The organism is Immundisolibacter sp. (assembly GCF_050250495.1).
Taxonomy (GTDB): Bacteria; Pseudomonadota; Gammaproteobacteria; order Immundisolibacterales; family Immundisolibacteraceae; genus Immundisolibacter.
The window spans coordinates 81524-104865 of the sequence record NZ_JBFWOM010000009.1; the positions used below are offsets into that span (position 1 = coordinate 81524).

20 protein-coding genes and 1 pseudogene are annotated in these 23342 nt (G+C 70.7%); 3 read left to right on the top strand and 18 right to left on the bottom strand.

Annotated elements, in window-relative coordinates:
- Nucleotides 1-108 precede the first annotated feature (108 nt).
- Nucleotides 109-738 carry a phosphoribosyltransferase gene (locus tag AB7F93_RS08340; protein WP_428302439.1) on the top strand — a complete coding sequence of 210 codons (630 nt, stop codon included), beginning with the start codon at nucleotides 109-111 and terminating at the stop codon, nucleotides 736-738.
- A gap of 9 nt (nucleotides 739-747) precedes the next feature.
- On the opposite strand, the gene AB7F93_RS08345 is transcribed toward AB7F93_RS08340, so the two are convergent.
- The 5 genes and pseudogenes from AB7F93_RS08345 to ald form a co-directional block, all read right to left on the bottom strand.
- Nucleotides 748-1629: a CHAD domain-containing protein gene (locus AB7F93_RS08345; RefSeq protein ID WP_428302440.1), complete on the bottom strand. Its 882-nt coding sequence runs from the start codon at nucleotides 1627-1629 to the stop codon at nucleotides 748-750.
- 12 nt (nucleotides 1630-1641) lie between these two features.
- Nucleotides 1642-2838 carry a class I SAM-dependent rRNA methyltransferase gene (locus AB7F93_RS08350; protein WP_428302441.1) on the bottom strand — a complete coding sequence of 399 codons (1197 nt, stop codon included), beginning with the start codon at nucleotides 2836-2838 and terminating at the stop codon, nucleotides 1642-1644.
- Nucleotides 2839-2914: 76 nt separating this feature from the next.
- Nucleotides 2915-5689, bottom strand: a complete 2775-nt coding sequence (locus tag AB7F93_RS08355) for an EAL domain-containing protein (RefSeq protein ID WP_428302442.1) — start codon at nucleotides 5687-5689, stop codon at nucleotides 2915-2917.
- A 73-nt stretch (nucleotides 5690-5762) separates the two neighbouring features.
- Nucleotides 5763-7430, bottom strand: coding sequence for a FecR domain-containing protein (locus AB7F93_RS08360; protein ID WP_428302443.1), 1668 nt, complete (start codon nucleotides 7428-7430; stop codon nucleotides 5763-5765).
- A gap of 227 nt (nucleotides 7431-7657) precedes the next feature.
- A pseudogene (gene ald, locus AB7F93_RS08365) lies at nucleotides 7658-8774 on the bottom strand (alanine dehydrogenase).
- 135 nt (nucleotides 8775-8909) lie between these two features.
- On the opposite strand from ald, the gene rmuC reads away from it, so the two are divergent.
- Nucleotides 8910-10325 (top strand): DNA recombination protein RmuC, encoded by a 1416-nt coding sequence (gene rmuC / locus AB7F93_RS08370; protein WP_428302444.1) that lies wholly within the window; start codon nucleotides 8910-8912, stop codon nucleotides 10323-10325.
- A 39-nt stretch (nucleotides 10326-10364) separates the two neighbouring features.
- On the opposite strand, the gene AB7F93_RS08375 is transcribed toward rmuC, so the two are convergent.
- The 6 genes from AB7F93_RS08375 to AB7F93_RS08400 all read right to left on the bottom strand — a co-directional run bounded on the left by AB7F93_RS08375 (nucleotide 10365) and on the right by AB7F93_RS08400 (nucleotide 16466).
- Nucleotides 10365-11642, bottom strand: coding sequence for a tetratricopeptide repeat protein (locus AB7F93_RS08375; RefSeq protein ID WP_428302445.1), 1278 nt, complete (start codon nucleotides 11640-11642; stop codon nucleotides 10365-10367).
- A gap of 90 nt (nucleotides 11643-11732) precedes the next feature.
- Nucleotides 11733-12539 carry a PEP-CTERM sorting domain-containing protein gene (locus tag AB7F93_RS08380; protein ID WP_428302446.1) on the bottom strand — a complete coding sequence of 269 codons (807 nt, stop codon included), beginning with the start codon at nucleotides 12537-12539 and terminating at the stop codon, nucleotides 11733-11735.
- A gap of 342 nt (nucleotides 12540-12881) precedes the next feature.
- Nucleotides 12882-13826 (bottom strand): L-threonylcarbamoyladenylate synthase, encoded by a 945-nt coding sequence (locus AB7F93_RS08385; protein ID WP_428302447.1) that lies wholly within the window; start codon nucleotides 13824-13826, stop codon nucleotides 12882-12884.
- Entirely contained in the window at nucleotides 13823-14155 is a 333-nt protein-coding gene (locus AB7F93_RS08390) for a 4a-hydroxytetrahydrobiopterin dehydratase (RefSeq protein WP_428302448.1), read from the bottom strand. The genes AB7F93_RS08385 and AB7F93_RS08390 overlap by 4 nt, the downstream gene beginning before the upstream one ends.
- A 3-nt stretch (nucleotides 14156-14158) precedes the next feature.
- The gene (gene rlmD, locus AB7F93_RS08395; RefSeq protein ID WP_428302449.1) at nucleotides 14159-15502 is read right to left on the bottom strand and encodes a 23S rRNA (uracil(1939)-C(5))-methyltransferase RlmD; all 1344 of its coding nucleotides are present in this window, start codon (nucleotides 15500-15502) and stop codon (nucleotides 14159-14161) included.
- 52 nt (nucleotides 15503-15554) lie between these two features.
- Nucleotides 15555-16466, bottom strand: coding sequence for a DMT family transporter (locus tag AB7F93_RS08400; protein ID WP_428302450.1), 912 nt, complete (start codon nucleotides 16464-16466; stop codon nucleotides 15555-15557).
- Nucleotides 16467-16592: 126 nt separating this feature from the next.
- Between AB7F93_RS08400 and def the strand changes: the two genes are divergently transcribed.
- On the top strand, nucleotides 16593-17132 hold the full coding sequence (def, locus tag AB7F93_RS08405) for a peptide deformylase (RefSeq protein WP_428302451.1): 540 nt from the start codon (nucleotides 16593-16595) through the stop codon (nucleotides 17130-17132).
- A 33-nt stretch (nucleotides 17133-17165) separates the two neighbouring features.
- Here def and AB7F93_RS08410 read toward each other — a convergent pair whose 3' ends face one another.
- The 7 genes from AB7F93_RS08410 to AB7F93_RS08440 form a co-directional block, all read right to left on the bottom strand.
- A complete protein-coding gene (locus tag AB7F93_RS08410) occupies nucleotides 17166-18335 on the bottom strand; it encodes an MFS transporter (protein ID WP_428302452.1) in 1170 nt (389 codons plus the stop codon).
- Between the two features lie 7 nt (nucleotides 18336-18342).
- Nucleotides 18343-19038 (bottom strand): 2,3-bisphosphoglycerate-dependent phosphoglycerate mutase, encoded by a 696-nt coding sequence (locus tag AB7F93_RS08415; protein WP_428302453.1) that lies wholly within the window; start codon nucleotides 19036-19038, stop codon nucleotides 18343-18345.
- A 79-nt stretch (nucleotides 19039-19117) separates the two neighbouring features.
- Nucleotides 19118-19366 (bottom strand): acyl carrier protein, encoded by a 249-nt coding sequence (locus tag AB7F93_RS08420; protein WP_428302454.1) that lies wholly within the window; start codon nucleotides 19364-19366, stop codon nucleotides 19118-19120.
- Complete coding sequence (locus AB7F93_RS08425; RefSeq protein WP_428302455.1) at nucleotides 19363-20718, bottom strand: dihydrolipoamide acetyltransferase family protein; 1356 nt, start codon at nucleotides 20716-20718, stop codon at nucleotides 19363-19365. Before AB7F93_RS08425 ends, AB7F93_RS08420 begins: the two co-directional genes overlap by 4 nt.
- A complete protein-coding gene (locus AB7F93_RS08430; protein ID WP_428302456.1) occupies nucleotides 20711-21694 on the bottom strand; it encodes an alpha-ketoacid dehydrogenase subunit beta in 984 nt (327 codons plus the stop codon). Before AB7F93_RS08430 ends, AB7F93_RS08425 begins: the two co-directional genes overlap by 8 nt.
- Nucleotides 21691-22665 (bottom strand): pyruvate dehydrogenase (acetyl-transferring) E1 component subunit alpha, encoded by a 975-nt coding sequence (pdhA, locus tag AB7F93_RS08435; RefSeq protein WP_428302457.1) that lies wholly within the window; start codon nucleotides 22663-22665, stop codon nucleotides 21691-21693. The genes AB7F93_RS08430 and pdhA overlap by 4 nt, the downstream gene beginning before the upstream one ends.
- On the bottom strand, nucleotides 22665-23342 hold a 678-nt coding region (locus AB7F93_RS08440; RefSeq protein WP_428302458.1), incomplete at its 5' end, for an AMP-binding enzyme. The genes AB7F93_RS08440 and pdhA, both read right to left, overlap by 1 nt.

The following is a 23342-nucleotide window of genomic DNA, read 5'->3' on the forward strand; positions in this document are numbered from 1 at the left end:
GGCAGTCATGGCGGCGGGGCGCCTCGTCCGGACCATTGCCTGACCGATGGCGCCGCTAGCGGCAGCATGAGGCTGCCGGCGCACCGGGCGCCACGGCCGGAGGTCAGCATGTTCGACGATCGCGCGGATGCCGCCCGCCAGTTGGCGGACCGGCTCGCCCATTTGCAAGACAAGCATCCGTTGATTCTGGCCGTGCCGCGCGGCGCGGTGCCGATGGGCGTGATCCTGGCGCAGGCGCTCGGCGGCGATCTCGACCTGGTGCTGGTGCGCAAGCTCGGCTCGCCCGGGAATCCAGAGTTTGCCGTCGGCGCCGTGGATGAGGGCGGCCAAGTCAGCCTCAACCCCGGCGCGGAGGCCTATGTAGATGAAGCCTATGTCGCGGCCGAAGTCGCCCGCCAGCGCGAGGTGCTGCGCCGCCGCCGGGCGCTGTATGGCGCCCGGCGTGTCGACCCCGCCGGACGCACGGTGGTGGTGGTCGACGATGGCGTGGCCACCGGCGCCACCTTGATCGCCGCGCTCGATGCGTTGCGCGCGAGCCGCCCCGCGCGGCTCATCGCCGCCGTGGCGGTGGCGCCGCCGGATGCCGTCGCGCGCCTGCGGGCGCACGCGGACGAGGTGGTGTGCCTGCGCGTGGCGCGCGATTTCGGCTCGGTCGGGCAGTTTTTCCGGGACTTCGGGCAGGTCAGCGACGACGAGGTCACCGCGCTGCTGGCCGACTGGCAGGCGAAACCGGGCTGAGGGCGCGCGTCAGCGGCCGTGTTCGGACGCGGTCAGCGGATGCGCGGCCCAGGCCGCGATCCGCCGGGCGTAACGGCCGCCGCGTTCGGCGTACAGCAACGCGCAGCGGGCGAGCGCGCCTTCGGCAAGCGTGCCTTGCCGCACGGCGGCGAGCGCGTCGACGCGGGTTTGCCGTGCGGCGCTGAGGCCGCTGCCGGCGAGCCGCTCGCGCAGTACCTCGCAGTCGTGGTGCAGGCCGAGCAGCTCGGCGGCGCGGTCGGCCTCGTCGTGCACCGCGCCCAGCACCGCCGGCCACAGCGGGCGCAGCACGCGCAGTTGATAGACGTGGTGCTTGAGCGCCTTGCGCAGCGTGTGCAGGCGCCGGGCGGTCGGCTTCGCCTGGGCGCGGCGCAGCGCGCGACGGCCCTCGCGGTAGCTGGCCTCGAAGCCTGTCCAGACGGCGGTATCGCCGTTGGCGCCGAGTCCGGTCGCTGCCTGCCGAGCCTGTTGCAGGGCGTCGCGAGCCGCCGCGAGTGCGTCTGGCTCGACGACGGTCTCGCCCGCGCTGCGCAGCGCCGCTTGCCACGACCGCAGTGCCTTGGCGGTCGCCGGCCGCGGGCGAAGATCAAGCAGCGCGTCGATGGTGGCGACCAGCACCGTGGCGTCGCGGCTTTCCGACAAGTGCCGACCGGCGGTGCGCAGAGCCGCGTCCACGGTCGCCGCGCGGCCGCCGAGGTCCGCATCCAGCAGGCGCAGCATGGCCCGGGCGCGCTTCAGGTGCCGGCGGGCGGCGTGGGTGGCGTCAGCGTCTGGCGTGCCCTGCAAAGCGTTTTCGGCGGCGGCGATCTGCTCGTCCAGCAGGCGCGGCACGTCCTGCGCCGGCGGGGTCTGGAGGTCGAGCTCGAAGGCCATGCCGTTGGCGTACTAAAGCACGCGGCAGAACGCGACCTTGAGGTAATCCGCCTCCGCCATGGCCGGCGCCTGCGGGTGGTCGGCGCCCTGGTGGCCGCGTTCGAGCAGTTGCAGGCGGCGGTTCAGCGGCAGCACGGCGCGGCGCAGCAGGTCGCGGAAATCCGCCTCGGCAAGATGGTGCGAGCACGAGGCGCTCACGAGATAACCGCCCGGCGCCACCAGCTGCATGGCCAGGCGATTCAGGCGCAGATACGCCTCCATGCCGGCCTCGGCGTCGCGCTTGCGCTTGATGAACGCGGGTGGGTCGATGGCGACCACGTCGAAGCGCTCGCCGGCATCCAGCAGCGCGGCCAGCACGTCGAAGGCGTCGCCCTGGCGGGTGTCGACCACGTCGCCGAAGCCGGCGCGCTGCGCGTTTTCGGTGAGCACCGCCAGCGCCGGCGCGGACGCGTCCACGCACAGCACCTCAGCCGCACCGGCCGCGGCAGCCTGCAGGCCCCAGGCGCCGACGTAGCTGAAGGCGTCCAGCACCCGCCCGCCACGCACGTAGGCGCGCAACCGCTCGCGGTTTGGCCGCTGGTCGAAGTACCAGCCGGATTTCTGCCCGCCGTGCAGCGGCACCCGAAAATCGAGCCCGCCTTCCCGCACCTCCCCGAACTCGGGCACGTCGCCGTGCACGACCTCGGCCTCCCCGACGGGCAGGCCCTCCAGCTCGCGACCAAAGCCGTCGTTGTGGGCCAGGATGCCGGCTGGCCGGAGCAATTCCACCAGCGCGGCGACGATGGCGTCGCGCCGGGCTTCCATGCCGGCGGTGCTCACCTGCATCACCAGATGCTCGCCGTAGCGATCCACCACCAGGCCCGGCAGGCCGTCGCCCTCGGAATGCACCAGCCGGTAGTGCGGCGTCGGGTACAGGTGCTCGCGCAGCGCGAGCGCGTCGGCGAGGCGGCGGTGTAGCAGGCCGGTGACGGCGGCCTCGTCGTGCAGCACCCGCCGCGACAGCAGGCGGGCGCAGATCAACGAACGCGGGTTGACATACGCCGTACCGAGCGGGCCACCGCGGGCGTTTTCGATCACCACCAGCTGGCCCGGCGTGCAGGCCGTCAGCGGCGTGGCGGCGATGTCCACCTCGTTGCTGAACACCCACAGGTGCCCGGCACGCAGGCGGCGTTCTTCGTTTCGTTTCAGGCGCAGCGGGGGCAGGCTCACGGGGACATCCAGGCCGGGGCGGGGCGCGCATTATCCGGGTCTGCCGCCGCAACGGCACCGGATGCAGGGGCGCGCGTCAGTAGCCTGCGATGAGCGTCGGGGCGCCAGCGAGGGCAACCCGCCGGGCAATGGCCGGGATGTCACCCACGGGGACCGGCGGGCTGTGCAGAAAGCCCTGTTGCAAATGACAGCCGCCAATCAGCAGGGCGCGGCTTTGCCAGGCCGTCTCGACGCCCTCGGCGATGACCGTCTTGTCGAGGTTGCGCGCCATGCCGATGATGGCGTGCGCGATGGTGAGGTCACCCGCGCGGTGCTGCGGATTGGGCACGAAGGAGCGGTCGATCTTCAGGATGTCGATCGGGAAATCGCGCAGCAGGCTGAGCGACGAGTAACCCGTGCCGAAATCGTCGAGCGCGATCCGCACGCCCAGGCCGCGCAGCGTCGCGATGCACTGCGCGGCGCGCTCGGAGTCGCTGACGATGCCGTTCTCGGTTACTTCAAGCGTCAGTCGGTCGGCCGGCAGGCCGGATGCCGCGAGCGCCTCTTCGAGCCGGGTCGGCAGTTCGCCGCGACTCAACTGCTGCGGCGAGACGTTGACCGATACGCCCACCGGGAAGCCCTGGCGCGCCAACTGCTGCGCATCGGCGCACGCGGTGAATAGCGTCGCGGTGCCGATGTCGTGGATGAGGCCGCTGCTTTCGGCCAGTGCCAGGAACTGGGCCGGCGTCTGCATGCCGTTTTGCGGGTGTTGCCACCGGATCAGTGCCTCGATGTGCGCGAGACGCCCCTGATGCAGGTCGACAATCGGCTGGTACCAGACATCCAGTGGGCCGCGTTGCAGGGTGGCGCGCAGGTCGTTTTCGAGGTTCAGGCGCGCCTTGTTCCAGGCGCCCACCTCGTGCGAGAACACCCCAACGCCCCGGCCGCCATTTCGCTTTGCGCGATACATGGCCGTGTCGGCGCGCAGCAGCAGCGCGTCGCCATCGTCGCCGTCGCGCGGGAACAGGCTGATCCCGATGCTGGCCGAGATGAAGGCCGGCTGGCCGTCCAGGTCGAACGGTTGCTCCAGCAGTTCGACCACGCCGTCGGCGAGGCCGATGGCCGCGTGCTCGTCGTCGAGTTGGCTCAGCACCAGCACAAACTCGTCGCCGCCCCAGCGCGCGGCGGTGTCTTCGGCGCGAATGCGCGATTCAAGACGTTTGCCAACCTCGCGCAGCATGAGGTCACCGGCGCGGTGCCCGAGCGCGTCGTTGACCTTCTTGAAGCCGTCAAGATCGATGAACAGCACCGCGGCGGACTGCCTGCGGCGGCGCGCGGCGGCGAGCGTCTGCCCCAGGCGGTCGGCGAGAATGGCCCGGTTGGGCAGGCCGGTGAGGCTGTCGTGCGTGGCCTGGAAGCGGATCTGCCGCGTGAGCGTGAGGTTGGCCGTGACGTCGGTGATCGCGACCACCGAGCCGCCGTCCTGCGGCAAGGGATGGCGCGCGATGCGCACGGCCCGTTCGGTGCCGTCAGGTGCGGTCAGCGTGTGGGTGGCGATCTGCAACAGGTCGCCGTCGGACGATTGCGGCAACGTGTTGCCGGCATCGACCGGCTTGAGGCCGGTGATTTCATCGAGTGGCCGACCCAGGGCCTGCGCCAGCGGGCGTCCGGTGATGGCCTCCGCCGCGCTGTTGAGGTAGCGGGCGCGGCCGGCGCCGTCCAGCGTGATGATGCCGTCGTGTACCAGTTCGAGCGTGGCCTGGGACTGCCCGCGCTCCCGAAAGAGCGCGCCCATGTGCCAGCTCAGCTGCCGCCAGGACCAGATGGGATAAACCGCCGACAGGGCAAGAAGCGCCGGCGCTGGCGCCACCCAGATGTGGCCAAACTGCGCCCCAAGCCAGGTGCATAGTCCCAGCAGGCCAAGCAGGATGACGCTGCCGGTCAGCACCTGGTGGGCGCGCGGCCGGCGCAGCAGGGCAACCCCGGCAACAAGCCACAGCATGGCCGCTGCCAACGCCCAGGGCGTCGCCACGGCCGTGATGGCGCGGCCGTCGAGCAAGGTTTGCAACACGTTGGCGTGCAGCTCGGCGCCGGTTAGCGGCAGGCGGCTCGCGAGGGTCGTGGGCGTGGCAAAGCGGGCGCCAAGGCCCGCCGCCGTGGCGCCCGCGATGATGTACTTGCCGCGCAGCTGCGCGCTGGGTACCCGCCCGTCGAGCACGTCGATGTACGAGACACGCGCATACGTGCCGGCCGGCCCGGCAAACGGAATCAGCACCTCGTCGGCGCGGATCCACGCCTGGGCGTCGGCCGGACCCGAGGGTGCGTTCTGTTCGTCTGCCACCCCTGCGCGCGCCTGTATCAGGGCAAGCCCCAGCGTCGGCAGGCTGGGCGCGCCGAGCCCCGCGCGCAGATGAATGCGCCGCACCACGCCGTCGGCATCAGGGTCGACATCCGCGTGGGCCAGTACGGCTGGCTGGGTAATCGGCGGCAGGCTGGTAGCGGCGGTCAGGCCAGGCGCGTCGACCAGCGACGCCGGTACCACCGGCAGGATCACCCGCCCGTGGTTGCGGATGGAATCGGCCAGCGCCGCGTCGGCGGCGGCATCCGGGTCGCGCTCAACCAGCAGCAGGTCTAGCGCGACCGTGGTATTGCCGGCGGCAGCCAGCCGGTCGAGAAAGGCGGCGTGGGTGCGTCGCGACCACGGCCAGCGGCCGATCGACTGCAGACTCTTCTCGTCGATGGTGACGATGAGAATCCGGGGGTCCGGGGGGGCTTGAGTGTCTGCGCCAACAAGTCGTAAACGGCCGCATCTATCCGCCGCGGCACGCCCGACAACATCAGACCGCCGATCAACACGGCCACCAGGACGCAAATCCCGACCAGGTCGCGCAGGCTCCACCGGGTCGCCGGACCGGAGAACGAATCGTGGGCCCGGCGTGACCGGCTCATGCGAGCAGCGCCAGCGGCGCCAGGATAAGCAGCCACCAGCGCGAGTGCGGCACGGTGATCTGCTGCGGCTCGCCGAACGGACCGGCGAAGCCGTCGGCCTCGATCGTGCGAATGCGCAGGAAGTAACGCCCGCCGCCGGGCCGCGGCAGGTCGACACGCGGCTGCGCGACCGCCTGATCGACGCGCAGCTTCTTGAACTCCGCGTCGCTGGCGAGTTGAAACCAGAACGTCTGCCCGGGGGCAGGCCGGGCCCATTGAATGACCAGGCGGTCGCGCGACAGCGCTGGCGGATCGGCGCTCGGCCCCGGGTACGGCACGCGAAACGGCATGGCGTCGCTGTTCGGCCCGCGGCCCTCGGTGGACGACACGGTCGCGATGCGCCAGGTGTACTGGCCAGGCGGCATCGCAGCGGGTGCCCGAAACCGGGTGTCGCGCAGGTCGCGCTCGGCAATCAGCGGCGCTTCGAAGCCGCCCGTGCCGGCCACCTCGATCTCGTAGTGGTCCGCTTGCGGGTGCGCTGTCCAGGCGAATTCGGGGGTGACCCCGGCATTGCCGCCAGCCTGCGGCTGCAACACGAACGGTGGCTCCGGGCGCGCGTTGAGCGTAAAGCGCCGCACCGCGTGCCGGCCCTCCAGGCCCTCGGCGTCGCGCCCGCGCACGCGCAGCCAGTAGTCGCCATCCGGGATGTCCGGGCCACGCAGGGTGGTCGAGTCCGAGCTGAACTCGGCGATGAGCCGGGTGAACTTGGCGTCCGCGGCAACCCCGCCGCGATAGCCGGTTGCCCCGGGCAGCCCGGCCAGCGAAAAACGCAACGGAACCCGCTCCAGCACCGCAGGCACGTCACTGAGGTCCGGTGCCGGCAAGAGCGGCACGGGCGGAGACGGTGCGGCGCCCGCACGCGTGACGCTGCCAAACCCGGCATCGACCGACACTGAACGCCGCTGGGCGTCCACGCTTACCCGCCCGTGTTCCACCTCACTGCGCGAGGCCGCATCCGATTCGTCGGCTGCCACACGAAACCGCGTTCCGCGGACCGAGGTGGTCGATGCCGGGGTCACGATGCGCAGCCGCGTTGCCGCCGGCTGCTGCTGCGGAACGCTGCTCTCGGTGCGCCCCCGCTGCAGGGCGACGTCGTGCACGAAATACCCAGCGTCGCCATACACCCACGCGGCGTCGAGGTGTATCTGACTGTCGGGCTGCACACGCAGCTGGGACCCGTCCTCGAACTCCAGCGTGACGTAGCTGTTGGCGGCACAGGTGACTTCGTCGCCGACGGACAGCTCCGCGCCCATGGCGATCCCGACCGGCGCCGCCCCGCCATCGCGGGCCAGAGTGCAAGTCCCGCCGTGACCGACCACGCGCGCCACGCCAGGCCGCCGCCGGGACCAGTCGAGCGGTATCCGCAGGCGCATGCCCGGTGGCAGCGCGTAGGGGTTGTCTACGCCGTTCGCCGCCTGCAGGCGCGTCACGTAACCGAAGTGCTTCAGGTGGCGTTCGGTCAGTGTCCACAGGGTGTCACCCGGCCGCACCACGTAGATCCACTCGTCTGCATTCACCGCGGCGCAACAGGCGAGAACGCTGCCGAGCAACGCGGCCAGCACGCCACGCCGGCGGCGAGAGCGGCCCGGCTGGCGCGGTACAGCGCCGAGGTGAGGCTTGGCCATGGCGGGTTTGACCGTGACTGTCTTGCCTGTGGGGCCCTACCGCATTGCGCGCGGAGCCTGCCGAGTGCGCGCCCAACACAAGACTGTTGCCAGGCGCCACTCCCCGGCCGCCCGCGCGACGGTAGGGGTTACGGCGGCCGAGTATGCGCGCGCCACCGTGCCCAAAGACGGTACAAAGACACAGTTCCGGGATGCCGCTGGGTGCCCACAGGCGGGCGCGTGGCGCATCACGGGTGATTGGCGAGCACCTGCTCAAGAGGACGAAAGCGCGCTGTCAGGCCCAAGTCTTCGGCGCACGCGCGGTGGGTGAGGTGGCCATCCAGCGTGTTGACGCCGGCGGCCAGCGCCGGATTGGCTCGCAGCGCCTCGTGGCCGCCCGCGGCCAGCTGCTGCAGGTAGGGCAGGGTGGCCTGCGTCAGCGACAGCGTGGCGGTGCGCGGGTAGGCGCCCGGCATGTTGGTGACGCAGTAATGGATGACGCCGTCCACCGTGTAGATGGGGTCCGAGTGGCGAGTCGGTCGGGCGGTTTCGATGCACCCGCCCTGGTCGATGCTGACGTCCACGATGACGGTGCCCGCGCGCATGCGGCGGACCATGCCGGCGCTGACCAGATGCGGCGCGCGCGCCCGGCAGCAGGACGGCGCCGATCAGCAGATCCGCATGTGGCAGTTCGGCCGTGATCGCGTCCGGCGTTGACTGCCGCCAGTCGATACCGGGGATGTCCGCCCGCAGCGCCGCGCCGCGCGCCGGATCGATGCCAAGCACGACCACGTCCGCGCCGAGCGCGGCCGCACTGGCCGCGGCGTGCGACCCCACCACACCGTCGCCGATCACCAGCACCCGGCCGTGGGCTTCGCCGAGCACGCGGCCGAGCTGCACGCCGATGCCGCCGTGCGGCCGTGCCAGGTACCAGGCGCCGACGGCGATCGCCATGTTGCCGGCGATGGCGCTCATCGGCGCCAGCAATGGCAGGTGGCCGGTGTCGTCGCGAACGGTCTCGTAGCCAATGCCGGTGGTGCGGGTCGCGAGCAACGCGTCGGTGAGCGTCCGGTCCACACCGGCGAGGTGCAGATACGTGAACAGCATCTGGCCCCGCAAGAACGCGTACTCGGTGGGTAGCGGCTCCTTGACCTTGACCACCAGTGCTCGGTCCCAGGCGCCGGCAGCGTCGGTCAGCGTGGCGCCGGCGCGCGCGTATTCCGCGTCGGTGAAGCCCGAGCCCACGCCGGCGCCGCGCTGCACGTGCACGCGGTGGCCTTGCGCCACCAGCGCCGCCGCGCCGGCGGGTGTGAGCGCCACGCGGCTTTCGTTGTCCTTGATCTCGGTGGGGATGCCGATGTCCATGCCAGTACCCAAACCAGTATCCAAACCAGTGTCTCCGCGGGGTGTGGGCCGTTCGCGCGGCGCGCGCGAGCCAGCCCATCGGTTTGATCGGTTATCGTGCAAGCCTTGTACCAGACACTTTGACCCCGCTTCGACATGGAGTTTTCCGCTCTCGCCGTGGTCGCGCTGCTTGCCGGGGTGGCCGGGCTGCTGGCCGTCACGCTGGCTATTTTTCTCGCCCAGACGCGCGGGCGCCTTGAGGCGGCGCAACGGCAGGTGGCGGCGCTGGCCGACCAGCTCGCCGCGCTGCAAGGGGAACACCGGACACTCGCGGAGTCGCGCGCGCGTCTGGACGCCGAGTGCGCACGCTTGCCCGCGCTGGAGGCGACGCTCGCCGAGCGCGAGCTCGCGCTGCGCGCCCGGGCCGACGAGGTGCAGGCGCTTGCCGTACGCCTGGAGCGCGCCAGCACGGAGCTGGCCGAGGAGCGCCGCCGCAGCGAGGAGAAGCTCGCCCTGCTCGAAGACGCCCGCGCGCGGCTTGCCGAGCAGTTCAAGACGCTGGCGCAGGACATCCTGGAGGACAAGTCCAAGCGCTTTACCGAGCAGAACAAGACCAACCTGGAGGCGCTGTTGAACCCGCTGCGCGAGCAGATCGGCGGCTTTCAGAAGCGCGTGGAGGACGTTTACGACAAGGAATCGCGCGACCGGGTGTCGCTTTTGAAGGAAATCCACACGCTGCGGGATCTCAATCAGCGCGTGGCCGAGGACGCCGTGAACCTCACCCGGGCGCTCAAGGGCAGCACCCGCACGCAGGGCGCCTGGGGCGAGCTGGTGCTGGAACGCGTGCTGGAACAGTCGGGTCTAGCGAAGGGCCGCGAGTATGAGCTTCAGGTCAGCATCAGCGGCGAGGACGGCCGCCAGCGCCCGGACGCCATCGTGCACCTGCCGGACGGCAAGGACGTGGTGATCGACGCCAAGGTGTCGCTGATCGCCTACGAGCGCTACGCGAGCGCCGAGGACGACGCCACCCGCGCGCAGGCGCTGCGCGAGCACGTCGCCTCGCTGCGCACCCACATCCGCCAGCTCGGCGACAAGGCCTACCACCAGCTCGCCGGCGTGCGCTCGCTGGACTTCGTGCTGTTGTTCGTGCCGGTGGAGCCGGCCTACATGGAGGCGCTGCGGGCAGAGCCCGGGCTGTTCACGGACGCCCTCGACCGCAACATCGGCCTCGTGAACCCGACCACGTTGCTGACCACGCTGCGCATGGTGCAGAACGTGTGGCGCTTCGAGCACCAGAGCCGCAATGCGCAGGAAATCGCCCGCCGCGCCGGGGATCTGTACGACAAGTTCGTCGGCTTCGTGCAGGACCTGGAGCTGGTCGGCAGTCGCCTCAAAAGCACTCAGACGGCCTTCGATGGCGCCCGCAACAAGCTCATCGCCGGCCGTGGCAACGTGGTCAAGCGCGCGGAGGAGCTGAAGGCGCTCGGCATCGAGGCGTCCAAATCGCTGCCCGCGGAACTGATCGATCAAGGCAAGGCGGAGCTGCCAGCACCCGCCAACGACGGCTTTTGAACCCACCCCGCCGGCGATGACCGGTGGGGAAGGCCGTTGTTACTGGCTACCGAGCTTTTCGAGCGACGCCGCCGCAGCGGCGTGCTTGGGGTCGATGGCCAGGGCGTCCTTGAACGCCCGCCGCGCCGGGTCGGTCTTTTTCTGGTCCACGTACACCACGCCCAGGTGGTAGTGCACGTCCGCGATGGGCGGCGGCATGGTGGCCGCCTTTTCGAGCACCGTTTCGGCCTCCGCGAACTGGCGCTGGGCGCGGTACACCCAGCCCTGCGTGTCGCGAAACGCCGGGTTGTTCGGCTCCAGCTTGACGGCCGTGGCCGCCCACTGGCCGGCCTGGTCCAGCTGCTGGCCCGACTCGGCCTGCATCCAGGCCAGATTGTTGTAGGCGGGCGCAAAGTCCGGGGCGATGTTGATCACGTTGAGGTAGGCCTGCCGCGCCTGCGCGTCGCGCCGCTGCTGCTGGAGCAGCACGCCGCGCTTGAATTGGGCGGTGGCGTTGCGGTTGTCCGTGGCGATGGCGCGGTCATAAAGCGCCAGCGCTTCCTCGACCTTGCCCGCGCCGAGCAGCACATCGCCCTTGTCGAGCAGGGCCGGCACAAAATCGGGCGCGATCTTGAGCGCCGCATCCGTCGCCGCCGCGGCCGCCGCGGTGTTGCCGCGCGCCAGCTGCATGCGGCCTAGCAGGTGCGGTGGAAACGGCGAATCCGGATGCGCCTTGGTGGCCGCGGTGAGTTCCGTTTCGGCCGCGCCGAACTGGCCAGTCGCGGCCAGCGCCTGTGCCAGCCCCAGGCGGGCTTCGAGCTGCTTGGAGTCGACCTCGATCGCCGCCCGGTAGACGCCAACCGCGTCGGCCGGGCGCTGCATGGCGCCAGCGTACAGACCACCCAGCGCATTTCGCGCGGCAAGGTTGGCGGGATTGACCTCGATGGCTTTCCTCAGCGCCGCCTCGGCCGCGGGATAGTCCCTGCCGGAGGCCGCAAACAAACCGAGCGCGTGCTGCACGGTATCATCGTTCGGGGCGATCTCGACGGCCTTGTCCAGGGACGCCTTGGCCTGCTCGCGATCGTCGCGCCGCAGCGCCACGTCGGCAAGGCCGATCAGCGCCCGGACCATGCGCGGGTTGACCTTGAGCGCCGCCTTGAAGGCGTCCTCGGCGGTCAGGAGGTGGTTGTTACCCAGCGCCTGCACGCCCTCGGCGTAGCTCTGCATGCCGGGATCGGCGGCCGAGGTCGCGGCCGGTTCAGGCTGGCTCGGGAACAGGAAGGCCGCCTGCGCGCCAGACAGACACAGCACGAGAGACGCGAAAAGCAGTCGATTCATGGCAGCTCCGGACCAACAAAAAACCCCTGCCGGTCACCCGACAGGGGTTTGATTGTGCCACCCGCGATCAGCGGCGCGCCGTCACGGCGATCAGGCCTTTTCGCGTCGCCGCAGCGCCGACAGGCCGACCAGACCCGCGCCGAGCAGGCCTAGCGTGGCGGGCGCCGGGACAGTGCCACCGACCGGCGGCGCGCCCGTGTTGCCGCTCAGCAGGTTCTCGAACATACGCTCGTTGTCGAAAGAACCCCAGGTCGGGCTGTTGTCCCACACGTTCTGGTCGGTGATCAGGAAGATGCTGCCCGGCCCGATGTTCTGGTAGGCCATCATGACGCTCGGATTACCGCCGAAGAGGTCTTCGCCAAGCATCAGCGTCTGGGCCGTGCCACTCACGGTCAGCGGAGCGAAAGCCGCGTATTCATACGTGCTCACCCCCGTAGTCAGCGGGTGACTCAAAATCTGACCATCCACCACGCTGGCGCTTCGAAATCCCGAGTCGAGAATGACGTTGTTGATACTGATCGTGCTGCCCAATGCGACAAGGGCCGCGTTAATACGCGTGTTCTGTGCAGGGGCGAAAGTTCCGTGCTCGCCCATGAAGGCTATGCGGCCGCCGCCGCCCAGGAAGTTCGCCATGGTCGTCAGCTCGGCGGCTGTGTAGGCATCCGCAGGTTGGGTGGCCCATAGAAGATTCACGCCTGACAGATTGACGGTATCCAAGGTACCGGCCGCGATCGACGAGGAGTGGCCTGGCAAGCCGTTATAAAAATTGTTGATCGTGCTCAGGCTGAAGCCGGACAGTGCCTCACCCCAGACGGTAACAACACCGGCCTGCGCTGCCGTGCTGCCGAGCGCGGAGAGGACCAGCGCCGAGGCAAGAGTCTTGAGTTTGTGCTTCATCGATTGTCTCCAGGTTTACATGGGCGAGGCGTCGAGATAGGTGCGCCTAGCCTATCCGATTGCAATCGCGATGCCAGATAGAATAATTTATTTAAAAACATATAGATAAAGATGTCAGCGAGCCGCCAAACGCCACAGAAGTGTAAAAAAACCTGACAGTACGGGTGAATACTGTGCCGTTCCGCTACTCAGCATTCGCGTCCCGCCCCCTTTTTTTAACAAAACTCTCTTAAAAACAATTAATTGTTTTCAACTCTGGAATCGTAAAAAAAACTGACAGGACTTTGTTGCTCTCGCGATGGGGCAGATTCGCAGCCCGCCCCGTCTGCGTGATAGCCCGCCTCAGGCCACTGCCCGCCGCAGGCGGTCGGTAATGGCACGCCAGGCCGCGTCCCCGGGCGGAGTTTCGATCAGCAGCACCGCGTAGCCGCGCCGGTCGAGCTCGCGCAGGGCCGCGTACAGGCCGCGGCCGTAGGCGGCGGGATCGGCGGGCAGGGCAATGCCGTGCGTGGGCGGCGCGGTGCCGAGCACGAGCAGGCCGACGCGGCGTCCGCCCCGCGTCAGCTCGGCCAGCCGGGCGGGCAGGGCGGCGCTGTCGACCAGTTCGGCCGGGGTGCGCGGGGCGTAGTGGCGCTTGACCAGACCCGGCGCCCGCGGCGCTGCGCCGTCGGCCGGCCGCTCGCCGGTGTCGCCGAGCACGCGGCGCAGGTCGCGCTCGGTGATGGCGCCGGGGCGCAGCACCACCGGCGCGCCGCGGCTGAGGTCGACGATGGTGGATTCGATGCCGACGCGGCAGGGTCCGCCGTCCAGGATCAGCGGCACGGCATCGCCGAATTCGGCCTGCACGTGGGCGGCGGTGGTCGGGCTGATGTGGCCGTAGCGATTGGCGGACGGCGCCGCGATGCCGCTGCCGAACGCGCGCAGCAGGGCCAGCGCGAGCGGGTGGTCCGGCACGCGCAGCGCCATGGTGTCCTGGCCGCCGGTGACGGCGGTCGGCACCCGCGGCCCGCGGGCGAGGATGAGCGTGAGCGGCCCCGGCCAGAAGGCGGCGGCGAGGTCGCGCGCGGCGGGCGGAACCTCGGCGGCCCAGTCGTCGAGCCGGGCCTCCGGCGGCAGGTGGATGATCAGCGGGTGGTCGGTCGGGCGGCCCTTGAGGGCAAAGATGCGCGCCACGGCGGCCGGGTTCAGCGCGTCCGCGCCGAGTCCGTAGACGGTTTCCGTGGGCAGCGCCACCAGCTCGCCGGCGCGCAGCAGCTCGACGGCTTTGGCGATGCCGGCGTCGGTCATGGCGTCAGCCGGTCGATGTGCGCGGCGAGGATGAAGTCGTTGCGGCTCAGGCCGCCGACCGAATGCGTCCACAGCGTGATCTCGACCCGGCCCCAGCCTAGCAGCAGGTCCGGGTGGTGATCGTGTGCCTCGGCCAGGGCGCCGATGCGGTTCACCAGCGCCAGGCCGCTGGCGAAGTCCGCCAGACGCCAGCGGCGTTCGAGGTGGTGGCCGTCCATCACGCGCCAGGCCGGGTCGAGCTGTCCGAGCAGCACCTGCCACTGCGCCTCAGCCAGGCAGGGCGTGCCCGCCGGTAGCGGCGCGCAATGCTCATCGACCAGCGTCGGCATGGCTCAGGCCCGCTCGAACACGGCGATGGACTCCACGTGCGCGGTGTGCGGAAACATGTCCACGATGCCGGCGCTGGCGAGCCGGTAACCCTGCCCCGCCAGCAGGCCGGCGTCGCGCGCCAGCGTGGCGGGGTTGCACGACACGTACACGATGCGCGCCGGGCCGGTCTTGGGCACCGCGCTGCACAGCGCCTGCGCGCCCGAGCGCGGCGGGTCCAGCAGCCAGGCGGCGCAGCCGGCAAGCCGCGGCAGCACGGTCGGCGCGTCGTCGTACAGGTTGGCGCGCTCGAAGCTGCACTGCCCGGCAAGACCCGCCCGGCGGGCGTTGTGACGGGCGCGCGCCACCAGCGCGTCGTCGCCCTCCAGGCCCAGCACGCGGGCACCGCGCCGGGCGAGCGCCAGGCTGAAATTGCCCACGCCGCAGAAAAGATCGGCCACCTGTTCGCCGGACTGCGGCGCCAGCAGGTCCACCGCCAGCGGCACCAGTTGTTGGTTGATGGCGAAGTTGACCTGCGTGAAGTCGAGCGGGCCGAATTCGATGTGAAGATCGAACGCATCGAGGCGGTAGCTCAGCGCCCGGTCGTCGCCCGGCGTGAGCGGGTACACCGACGCCGGGCCACCCGGCTGAAGGAACCAGCGCACGCCGTGCTGGCTGGCGAAGGAGGTGAGCGCCGCGCGGTCCGCGTCGGTGAGCGGCGTGAGGTGGCGCAGCACCAGCGCCAGGTCCTCATCCGTGGCGGTGGCCTCGATCTGCGGCAGTTGATCCGGCGCCGACAGGCCCGCCAGCAGGGTCCGCAACGGCGCGATCAGCGCCGACAGGCGCGCGTCCAGCACCGGGCATTCGGTCATGTCGGTGAGAAACGACGACTGGCGCTCGCGAAAGCCGACCAGCACCGTGCCCTTGCGGGGCACCAGCCGTGCGCCAAGGCGCGCCCGGCGCCGGTAGGCCCAGGCCGGACCCAGCACGGGCGCCAGCCAGGCATCCGGCTGCACGCCGCCGATGCGGGCCAGCTTGTCGGCCAGGTGCATCTGCTTGTCGCGCACCTGGGCGGCGTGCTCCTGGTGCTGCAGGGCGCAGCCGCCGCAGCGCTCGTACGCCGGGCAGGGCGCGCGCACGCGCTCGGCGGCCGGCGCCTGGATGTCGGTCGCGGTCGCCTCGTCGTAGTTGGCGTGCCGCTTCACGCGCGCGGCCAGCACGCGCTCGCCGGGCAGCGCGCCCGCCACGAACGTGAGCTTGCCATCCACGTGCGCCACGCCGTGGCCGTTGTCGGCCATGCGCTCGATCAGCAGCGGCTCGGCGAGCGGCTGGGCGACGGGCGGTTTGACGCGACGGTTGCTGCGGTTCATGGCGCGGGGTGGGGCACTGAGCGGGGCGGCATTATCGGAGAGCTCTGGCGGTTCACGCAGGCGCCGCCCGCGCCGGGCGGCTCACCAGAAACACGCCGCCCAGCACCAGCGCCGCCCCGGCAAGCTGCACGGCGGTGGCCGGTTCGCCGAGCGCGACCACGCCAAGATATATCGTGATGATCGGCCCGGCCGAGCCGATCAGCGCCACGCGCCCGGCGCCGCTGCGCTTGATGGCCTCCGCCAGCAGCACCGACGGCAGCACGGTCGAGAACACCGCCATCGCCAGTGCAAGGCCATAGATCGACGCGGGTTGGCGCAGGTCCGACACCGGCTGCGCGGCAAGAAAATGCAGCAGCACGAGACCGGTCGACACCAGCATGGCGTAGGCCGCCGTGCGCCGCGTGCCGAGCCGCGCGATGGTGCGCCCGCTCGCCAGCAGGTACAGCGCATACGCCACCGCCGACCCGAACACCAGCGCGCTGCCCAGCAACAGTGCACCGCGATCACTGGCCAGGCGCAGGTCGCTCGCGAAAGCGAGCGCAATGCCGGCGTAGCACAGCGCAAGCGCCACGCCCTCCCGGCGGGCAATCCGGCGCCGGCCGAGCCAGGCGCCGATCACCACCACCAGCGTCGGGTAGGTGAACAGGATCAGCCGTTCGAGCCCGGCGCTGATGTGGGCGAGCCCCCAGAAATCGAGAACGCTGGCGAGGTAATAGCCCGTCAGGCCAAGCCAGCCGACGCGCAGCCAGTCGCCCGCCGTCAGGCGCGCACTGCCCGACTGTGCGTGCCAGGCCAGTGCCAGAAAAAACGGCAGCGCGAACAGCATGCGCAGCGCCAGCAGCGTGATGGCATCCACCGCGTACCAGGCGTAGGCCAGCTTCACGAAGATGGCCTTCAGCGAGAAGCCGAGCGCCGCCAGCAGCGCGTAGACGGTGCCGGCGAGTGGGGTGTTGGAGGGCGGCATGGGGTGCCTGATCGGTATGGACTACGCAGTGTAATTGCCTGGGGCGGGCGCCTTGCGCTGGTCGGACTGCGCCGCGGGATGACACGATAATCGCGAGCATCCGGACCTGACGCAGGGGACACGTCGATGGCAATTCGAACCGTATTACGTATGGGGCACCCGGTGCTCGCGCAGGTGGCGCAGCCGGTGGCCGATGTGCGCGAGCCCGCCGTGGCGATGCTGCTGGAGGACATGTTCGACACCATGGCCGCGTGCAGTGGCGCCGGCCTGGCGGCGCCGCAGATCGGCGTGTCGGTGCGCGTGGTGGTGTTCGGCGTGACGCACAACCCGCGCTATCCGCAGGCCGAGGCGGTGCCGCGCACGGTGCTGATCAATCCGGTGATCGAGGTGCTGGACCCGACGCCCGAGGACGGCTGGGAGGGGTGTCTTAGCGTGCCCGGCCTGCGTGGGCTGGTGCCGCGGCCGCGCGCCATCCGCTACCACGGCTTCGACGAGCGCGGGCACCTCATCGAGCGCGAAGTGGGTGGTTTTCACGCCCGCGTGGTGCAGCACGAATGCGATCACCTGGACGGCGTTCTGTACCCGCAGCGCATGCGCGACCTGCGCCAGTTCGGCTTCGAGCCGGAAATTCATCACGCCATGCTGGCGGGGCAGCCGGCGGCGTGAAGCGGCGCGCGGCGGTGACTCGCCCGCGTTGAATCAGCGAGAGAACCCCGGCCGCCGGACCCGCCAGGTAAAGATTCCTGCACCCAGCGCCGTCAGCGCGGCGGCTGCGACAAACGCGCTGCCCTGGCCGAGCGTCTGCCAGATGGCACCGAACAGCACCGCGCCCGGCAGAACAAGCAGACCGGACACCAGGTGGTAGACGCCGAACGCGGTGCCCTTTTGCGCCGCCGGCGCGTGGTCGCCGATAAGGGCCCGCTCGGCACCCTCGGTGCAGGCGGTCGCACCGGCATAGGCCAGGAACAGAATCCACAACACGGGACCGTCTTTGGCCACAGCGCCCATGCTCGCGAGCAACGCGGCGCGGATCAGCCAGCCGCCGGTCATGACCGGCTGGCGGCCGAGCACGTCGGACAACCAACCGGCCGGCACCGACACGGCCGAACGCACCGCGTGCGCCGCGGCCCACAGCAGCGGTAGCCAGGCGACCTCGATGCCGCCCTGGAACGCCCACAGCACCAGGAACGCATCCGGCACGTTGGCGAGCGCGAGCAGGCCCGCGGCGCCGATGAGGCCACGCACCGATTTATCGAGCGTCCGCCAGCGCAGCGGGGCAGGGGCCTGCGGTGGTGTCGGCTGCGGCTCACGCAGGCCAAACCCCAGACACAGCAGCACCAGCACACCCGGCACCACCGAGGCGGCGAACACGTGCGGCGTGCTGAAACCCCACTGCAGCAGGCCGAAGGCCAGCAGCGGCCCCAGCATGGCGCCGCCGTGATCCATGGCACGGTGAAAACCGAACACGGCGCCGCGGTGTTGCTCGGCCACCGACGCCGCCAGCAGCGCATCGCGCGGCGCGGTGCGCAGGCCCTTGCCGATGCGGTCGGCAAACCGCAGCAGCAGCACCACCGGCCAGGCCCAGGCGAGCGCGATCAACGGGCGCACCAGGTTCGAGGTGCCGTAGCCGCCGAGCACCAGCCGGCGCGTGCTGATGCCCCGATCCGCGAGGCGCCCCGACACGAGCTGCAGCACGCTCGACGCCGCCGTGGCCAGGCCCTCGATCAGGCCGATGGCCGCCGGCGCGGCACCGAGCGTGGCGGTCAGGAACACCGGCAGCAGCGGCATGATCATCTCGCTGGCGGTGTCGTTCAGCAGCGAGGCGAGGCCCAGCACCCACACCGTGCGTGGCAGGCGTGGGCGCGTCATGGCGGGCTCAGGCGGCGCCAAGCACCTGCTTGTCGACGATGCGCAGGCGATCGCCGTCCACATCCAGGCGGTACACGATCGGCACGCCGGTCGGGATCTCCAGCTTGATGATGTCCTGGTCGGAAATGCCTTCCAGTTCCTTGGTCAGCGCGCGCAGCGAGTTGCCGTGGGCGGAAATCAGCACGGTCTGCCCGCGCGACAGGCGCGGGCGGATTTCGGTGTTGAAGTAGGGCAGGGCACGCGCCACGGTGTCCTTGAGGCTCTCGCCGTTCGGCGGCGGCGTGTCGTAGCCGCGGCGCCACTTCACGAACTGCTCCTCGCCGTACTGGGCCAGCACCTGGTCCTTGTTCAGTCCCTGCAGGTCGCCGTAGTGGCGTTCGGCCAGCGCCGTCACGTGCAGATAGGCCGGAAACTCGCTGTCGTTCGGCTGGTAGCTCTCGCGCGGCACCGTGTCCGGGGCGGGGATGAAGATCGGCGTGCGCCCGCCGCGATTGGCCCGCAGCACCACCTGCATGGTGCAGATGGCGCGCTGCAGGTGCGAGGTGTAGGCGGCGTCGAAACGGTAATCAGCCAGCGCCTGCCCGGCCGCCTCGGCCTCCTGCCAGCCGCGCTCCATGAGCGGCACGTCCACCCAGCCGGTGAAGCGGTTCTGCTCGTTCCACAGCGAGCGGCCGTGGCGGATCAGGATCAGGGTGGCGGTCATTGCGGGTACCGGGTTGGCTAGGGCGGGGGCGCGTAGTTTAGGGAAACGTCCCGCCGGCCGCGTCCCGCGGATTGCCGTGTCAGCCCGCGAGCTTCGTCATGACGTAATGAACCGCGCCGTCCAGGCTGCTCAGGCGCGGGTAGTCGAGCTCCGGGATCGGCACGCCGAACTGCTTGTGCACGGCGGTGACGAAGTTCAGGAAATCCATCGAATCGATGTCGATCTGGTCGCGCAGCGGCGCGACGGGGTCGAGGTCGGTGTCGCGTGCTTCCGGGGCGATGGCGCCCAGGATGGCGAGCAGGCGCGCGCGCAGTTCGGCTTCGGTCATAACGCCTCCGGGGTTTGCAGCAGGCGGTCGAGCGCCGCCAGGAACAGCGCGCCGCGGTGGCCGTCGCTGACGCGGTGATCGCCGGCCAGTGTCAGCGTGAGGGTGCGCCGCACGGCGAGGCCCTCGCCGACCACCCACGGCCGGCGCACCACGCTGCCCGCGCCCACCACCGCCACCTGCGGCGGGGTGATGATGGGGTAGACGCGCTCGACGCCGTTGTCGCCAAGGCTGGACAGCGTGATGGTGGGGTCGGTCAGTTCCGAGCTGCGCAGGCCGCCGGCGCGAGCGCGCTGCACCAGGTCCTTCAGCTCGCCCATCAGGGTATCGAGGTCCTTGTCCGCCACGTCGTGAATGGCCGGGGCGATCAGACCCCGCCGACGCAGCGACACGGCGACGCCGATGTGCACCGCCGTCGACGGCTCGAAGCGGTCCTCGCGCCAGGCGCCGTTCAGCTCCGGCACCTCGCGCAGTGCGAGCGCCGTGGCCTTCAGCAGCAGCACCGCGTACAGCAGGCGCCGGTCGGGGTCGCGGTCGGCGTTGATGGCCTCGACGAAGCGCAGCGCCGGCTCGAAATCGGCCGTGGTGGCGAGGTAGTAGTGCGGAATCTCGCGCTTGGCGCGGGTCATGGCGGCGGCGATGGCGCGGCGCATGGCGTCCGGGTCGAACGGCGCCCTGGTGGCCGGGGCGGGCGGCGCCACGGGCAGTGCGGCGGCGCGTTCCACGTCCTGGAGCGTGATCGCGCCCTTAGCGCCGCTGCCGGTGAGCCTGGAAAGATCGACACCGAGTTCGAGCGCCCGCTGGCGCACGCTGGGCGCGGCGCGCGGCGCCTTGGTGGGCGCCGGTGCGGTGAGCGGCAGGTCGGCCAGCGTGATGGCGCCGCCGGGGCCGCTGCCGGCGAGCGTGGACAGATCGATGCCGAGTTCCGCGGCGCGCTTTCGGGCGGCGGGCGAGGCGCGCACTGTTTCAACGGCCGATATGGGCGGGCAGGGCGGGGCGGCGGCTTCCGCCACGGTGGGTGCGGGGCCGAGCACAGCCCCGGCCGCCGGCGGTGGCGCGGCGGGTTCGGCGGCCAGTGTCGGTGCCAGTGTCGGCGCGGCCGGTTCGGCGGCTGCCTCACCCTCGCTGCGCAGCGTGGCCAGCACGGTGCCGACCGGCACCTCGGTGCCCGGCTGCACCACCAATTGGTCCACCACGCCGCTGTCGAAAATCTCGACGTCGATGGCGCCCTTTTGGGTTTCCACCACCGCCACGATGTCGCCGCGGCGCACCCGCTCGCCGGGCCTGATGCGCCACTCGACCAGCGTGCCGCTTTCCATGTCGCTGCCGAGCGACGGCATGCAGAACTCAGCCACGGCCGAGCACCCCGCGCGCGGCGGCGGCGATGCCGTCCACCTGCGGCAGGGCGGCGTCCTCCAGGTGCTTCGGGTACGGAATCGGCACCTCGGCGCTGCACACCCGCGCCGGCGGGGCGTCGAGTTCGTAAAACACCTGCTCCACGATGCGGGCGCTGATCTCGGCGGCAAGACTGCCGCTGCGCCAGCCCTCGTCCACGATCACCGCCCGCCGCGTCTTGCGCACCGAGGCCATGACGGTGGCGTCGTCGAGCGGGCGCAGGCAGCGAAGGTCGATGACCTCCGCCTCGATGCCGTCACCGGCCAGTTGCTGCGCGGCGGCGAGCGTTTTCGGCAGGCTGCCGCCGTAGGTGATGAGCGTCACGTCCCGACCCGGCCGGCGCACGGCGGCGCCGGTGAGCGGCACCGAATCCACCGCCTCCAGCGAGCCTTCCAGGTTGTAGAGCATCACGTGCTCGAACACGATCACCGGGTCCGGGTCGGCCAGGGCGGCGGCCAGCATGTGCCGGGCGTCGGTGACGGTGGCCGGCGCGATGACCTTCAGGCCCGGGATGTGGGCGTAGACGTTCTCCAGGCTGTGCGAGTGCTGCGCGGCGAGCTGCCGGCCGGCGCCGGTCGCCATGCGGATCACCAGCGGCACCGACACCTGCCCACCGGACATGTGGCGCAGCGTGGCGGCGTTGTTCAGGATCTGGTCCAGCGCCAGCAGGCTGAAGTTGACGGTCATGATCTCGACGATCGGCCGCAGACCCCCGAGTGCCGCGCCGATGCCGGCGCCGGTGAAGGCCGATTCCGACAGCGGCGTGTCGCGGATGCGCGCCTCGCCGAACTCCGCCAGCAAGCCCTTGCTGACAGCATAGCAGCCGCCGTAGCGGCCGACGTCCTCGCCCATCAGGAACACGCGCGGGTCGGCGGCGAGCGCCGCGCGCAGCGCGTCCCGCATGGCCTCGCGGTAGGTGCAGGTCGCCGCGCTCATGCCGGGCTGTCCGTGGTCACGTCGCGCGTGAGCTGCTCCACGGGCTCCCAGGTGCCGGCCTCGGCGAAGTCGATCGCCGCCCGCACCTCGGCATCCACCTGCGCCTGCACGGCCACGCGCGTGTCCGCGTCCAGCAGGCCAAGGTTGACGGCCTCGCGCTCGAACAGGTCGATCGGATCGCGCGCCCGCCAGCGCTCGACCTCCGCCTTGTCGCGGTACAGCTGGCTGTCGAACATGGAATGCGCCCGAAAGCGGTAGGTGTGGCATTCGAGCAGGTACGGCCCGTGGCCGCCGCGCACGTGGTCGATGGCCACCTGCGCCGCCTCGCGCACGGCCAGCAGGTCCATGCCGTCCACGGCGGTCGATGCCAGGCCGTAGCTGCGGGCCCTGAGGTGCACGTCGGTCTCGGCCTGCGAGCGCGCCAGCGCCGTGCCCATGGCGTACAGGTTGTTCTCGCACACGAACAGCACCGGCAATCGCCACAGGGAGGCCAGATTCAGCGACTCGTGAAACGCGCCCTCGGCCGCCGCGCCCTCGCCGAAAAAGCACGCGCTCACCTGCGCGCGCTGCTGAAGGGCATCGGCCAGCGCGAGACCCACCGCCAGCGGCAGCCCGCCGGCGACGATGGCGTTGCCGCCGTACAGGCGCGCGGTGGCGTCGAACAAATGCATGGAGCCGCCGCGGCCGCGGCTGCAGCCTTCCTGCTTGCCAACCATCTCGGCCATCACGGCGCCCATGTCGACGCCGCGCACCAGCGCGTGGCCGTGCTCGCGGTAGGTGGCGACGATGGCGTCGGCCGGTGCCAGCAGCGGCACGATGCCGGCGGCGATCGCCTCCTCGCCGTTGTACAGGTGCATGAAGCCGCGGATTTTGCTGGCGCTGTACAGCTCGGCGCAGGCGTCCTCGAAGGCGCGGATGCGCAGCATGTGCCGCAGCAGGCCGCGCGCGGTGTCGGCGTCCGGCAGCGTCATCAGGCGTTCTCCAGCGTGGAGGTGTCGCCTTCCGGCAGACCGAGTTCCCGCGCCTTGAGCAGCCGGCGCATGATCTTGCCGCTGCGCGTCTTGGGCAGGCTCGGCGCGAATTCGAGCTCCTTGGGCGCCACCACGGCGCCGAGGCGCTTTCTGGCGTGCGCCATCAGCTCGTCGTGCAGCGCCTCACCGGCCTCGAAGCCGGGCTTCAGCGCCACGAAGGCCTTGACGATCTCGCCCGCCACCGGGTCCGGCTTGCCGATCACGCCGCACTCGGCCACCGCCGGGTGCTGCATGAACACGTCCTCGACCTCGAACGGGCCGATCAGGTGGCCGGAGGTCTTGATCACGTCGTCGGCGCGGCCAACGAACCAGTAATAACCGTCCGCGTCGCGCCGGGCCAGATCGCCCGACAGGTACCAGTCGCCGACGAAGCACTTGCGGTAGCGCTCCTCCTCGCCCAGATACCCGCGGAACATGGACGGCCAGCCGGCCTTGAGCACCAGCTGGCCCTGCTCGTCGGGGGTGTCGACAAACTCCAGGCGGCCGTCGCGGGTCGGGTTGGCGATGGCCGCCTCGATGCCCGGCAGCGGCCTGCCCATCGAGCCCGGCTTGATGTCCATGGCGGCGAAGTTGGCGATCATGATGCCGCCGGTCTCGGTCTGCCACCAGTTGTCGTG

Coding starts and splice junctions, on each gene's coding strand:
- AB7F93_RS08410 (WP_428302452.1), bottom strand. CDS start 18,335: ATGACGCGCCCACGCCTGCCACGCACGGTGTGGGTGCTGGGCCTCGCC.
- AB7F93_RS08360 (WP_428302443.1), bottom strand. CDS start 7,430: ATGGCCAAGCCTCACCTCGGCGCTGTACCGCGCCAGCCGGGCCGCTCT.
- AB7F93_RS08415 (WP_428302453.1), bottom strand. CDS start 19,038: ATGACCGCCACCCTGATCCTGATCCGCCACGGCCGCTCGCTGTGGAAC.
- AB7F93_RS08385 (WP_428302447.1), bottom strand. CDS start 13,826: ATGACCGACGCCGGCATCGCCAAAGCCGTCGAGCTGCTGCGCGCCGGC.
- rlmD (WP_428302449.1), bottom strand. CDS start 15,502: ATGAACCGCAGCAACCGTCGCGTCAAACCGCCCGTCGCCCAGCCGCTC.
- AB7F93_RS08340 (WP_428302439.1), top strand. CDS start 109: ATGTTCGACGATCGCGCGGATGCCGCCCGCCAGTTGGCGGACCGGCTC.
- AB7F93_RS08430 (WP_428302456.1), bottom strand. CDS start 21,694: ATGAGCGCGGCGACCTGCACCTACCGCGAGGCCATGCGGGACGCGCTG.
- pdhA (WP_428302457.1), bottom strand. CDS start 22,665: ATGACGCTGCCGGACGCCGACACCGCGCGCGGCCTGCTGCGGCACATG.
- AB7F93_RS08400 (WP_428302450.1), bottom strand. CDS start 16,466: ATGCCGCCCTCCAACACCCCACTCGCCGGCACCGTCTACGCGCTGCTG.
- AB7F93_RS08420 (WP_428302454.1), bottom strand. CDS start 19,366: ATGACCGAAGCCGAACTGCGCGCGCGCCTGCTCGCCATCCTGGGCGCC.
- AB7F93_RS08390 (WP_428302448.1), bottom strand. CDS start 14,155: ATGCCGACGCTGGTCGATGAGCATTGCGCGCCGCTACCGGCGGGCACG.
- AB7F93_RS08380 (WP_428302446.1), bottom strand. CDS start 12,539: ATGAAGCACAAACTCAAGACTCTTGCCTCGGCGCTGGTCCTCTCCGCG.
- AB7F93_RS08375 (WP_428302445.1), bottom strand. CDS start 11,642: ATGAATCGACTGCTTTTCGCGTCTCTCGTGCTGTGTCTGTCTGGCGCG.
- AB7F93_RS08345 (WP_428302440.1), bottom strand. CDS start 1,629: ATGGCCTTCGAGCTCGACCTCCAGACCCCGCCGGCGCAGGACGTGCCG.
- rmuC (WP_428302444.1), top strand. CDS start 8,910: ATGGAGTTTTCCGCTCTCGCCGTGGTCGCGCTGCTTGCCGGGGTGGCC.
- def (WP_428302451.1), top strand. CDS start 16,593: ATGGCAATTCGAACCGTATTACGTATGGGGCACCCGGTGCTCGCGCAG.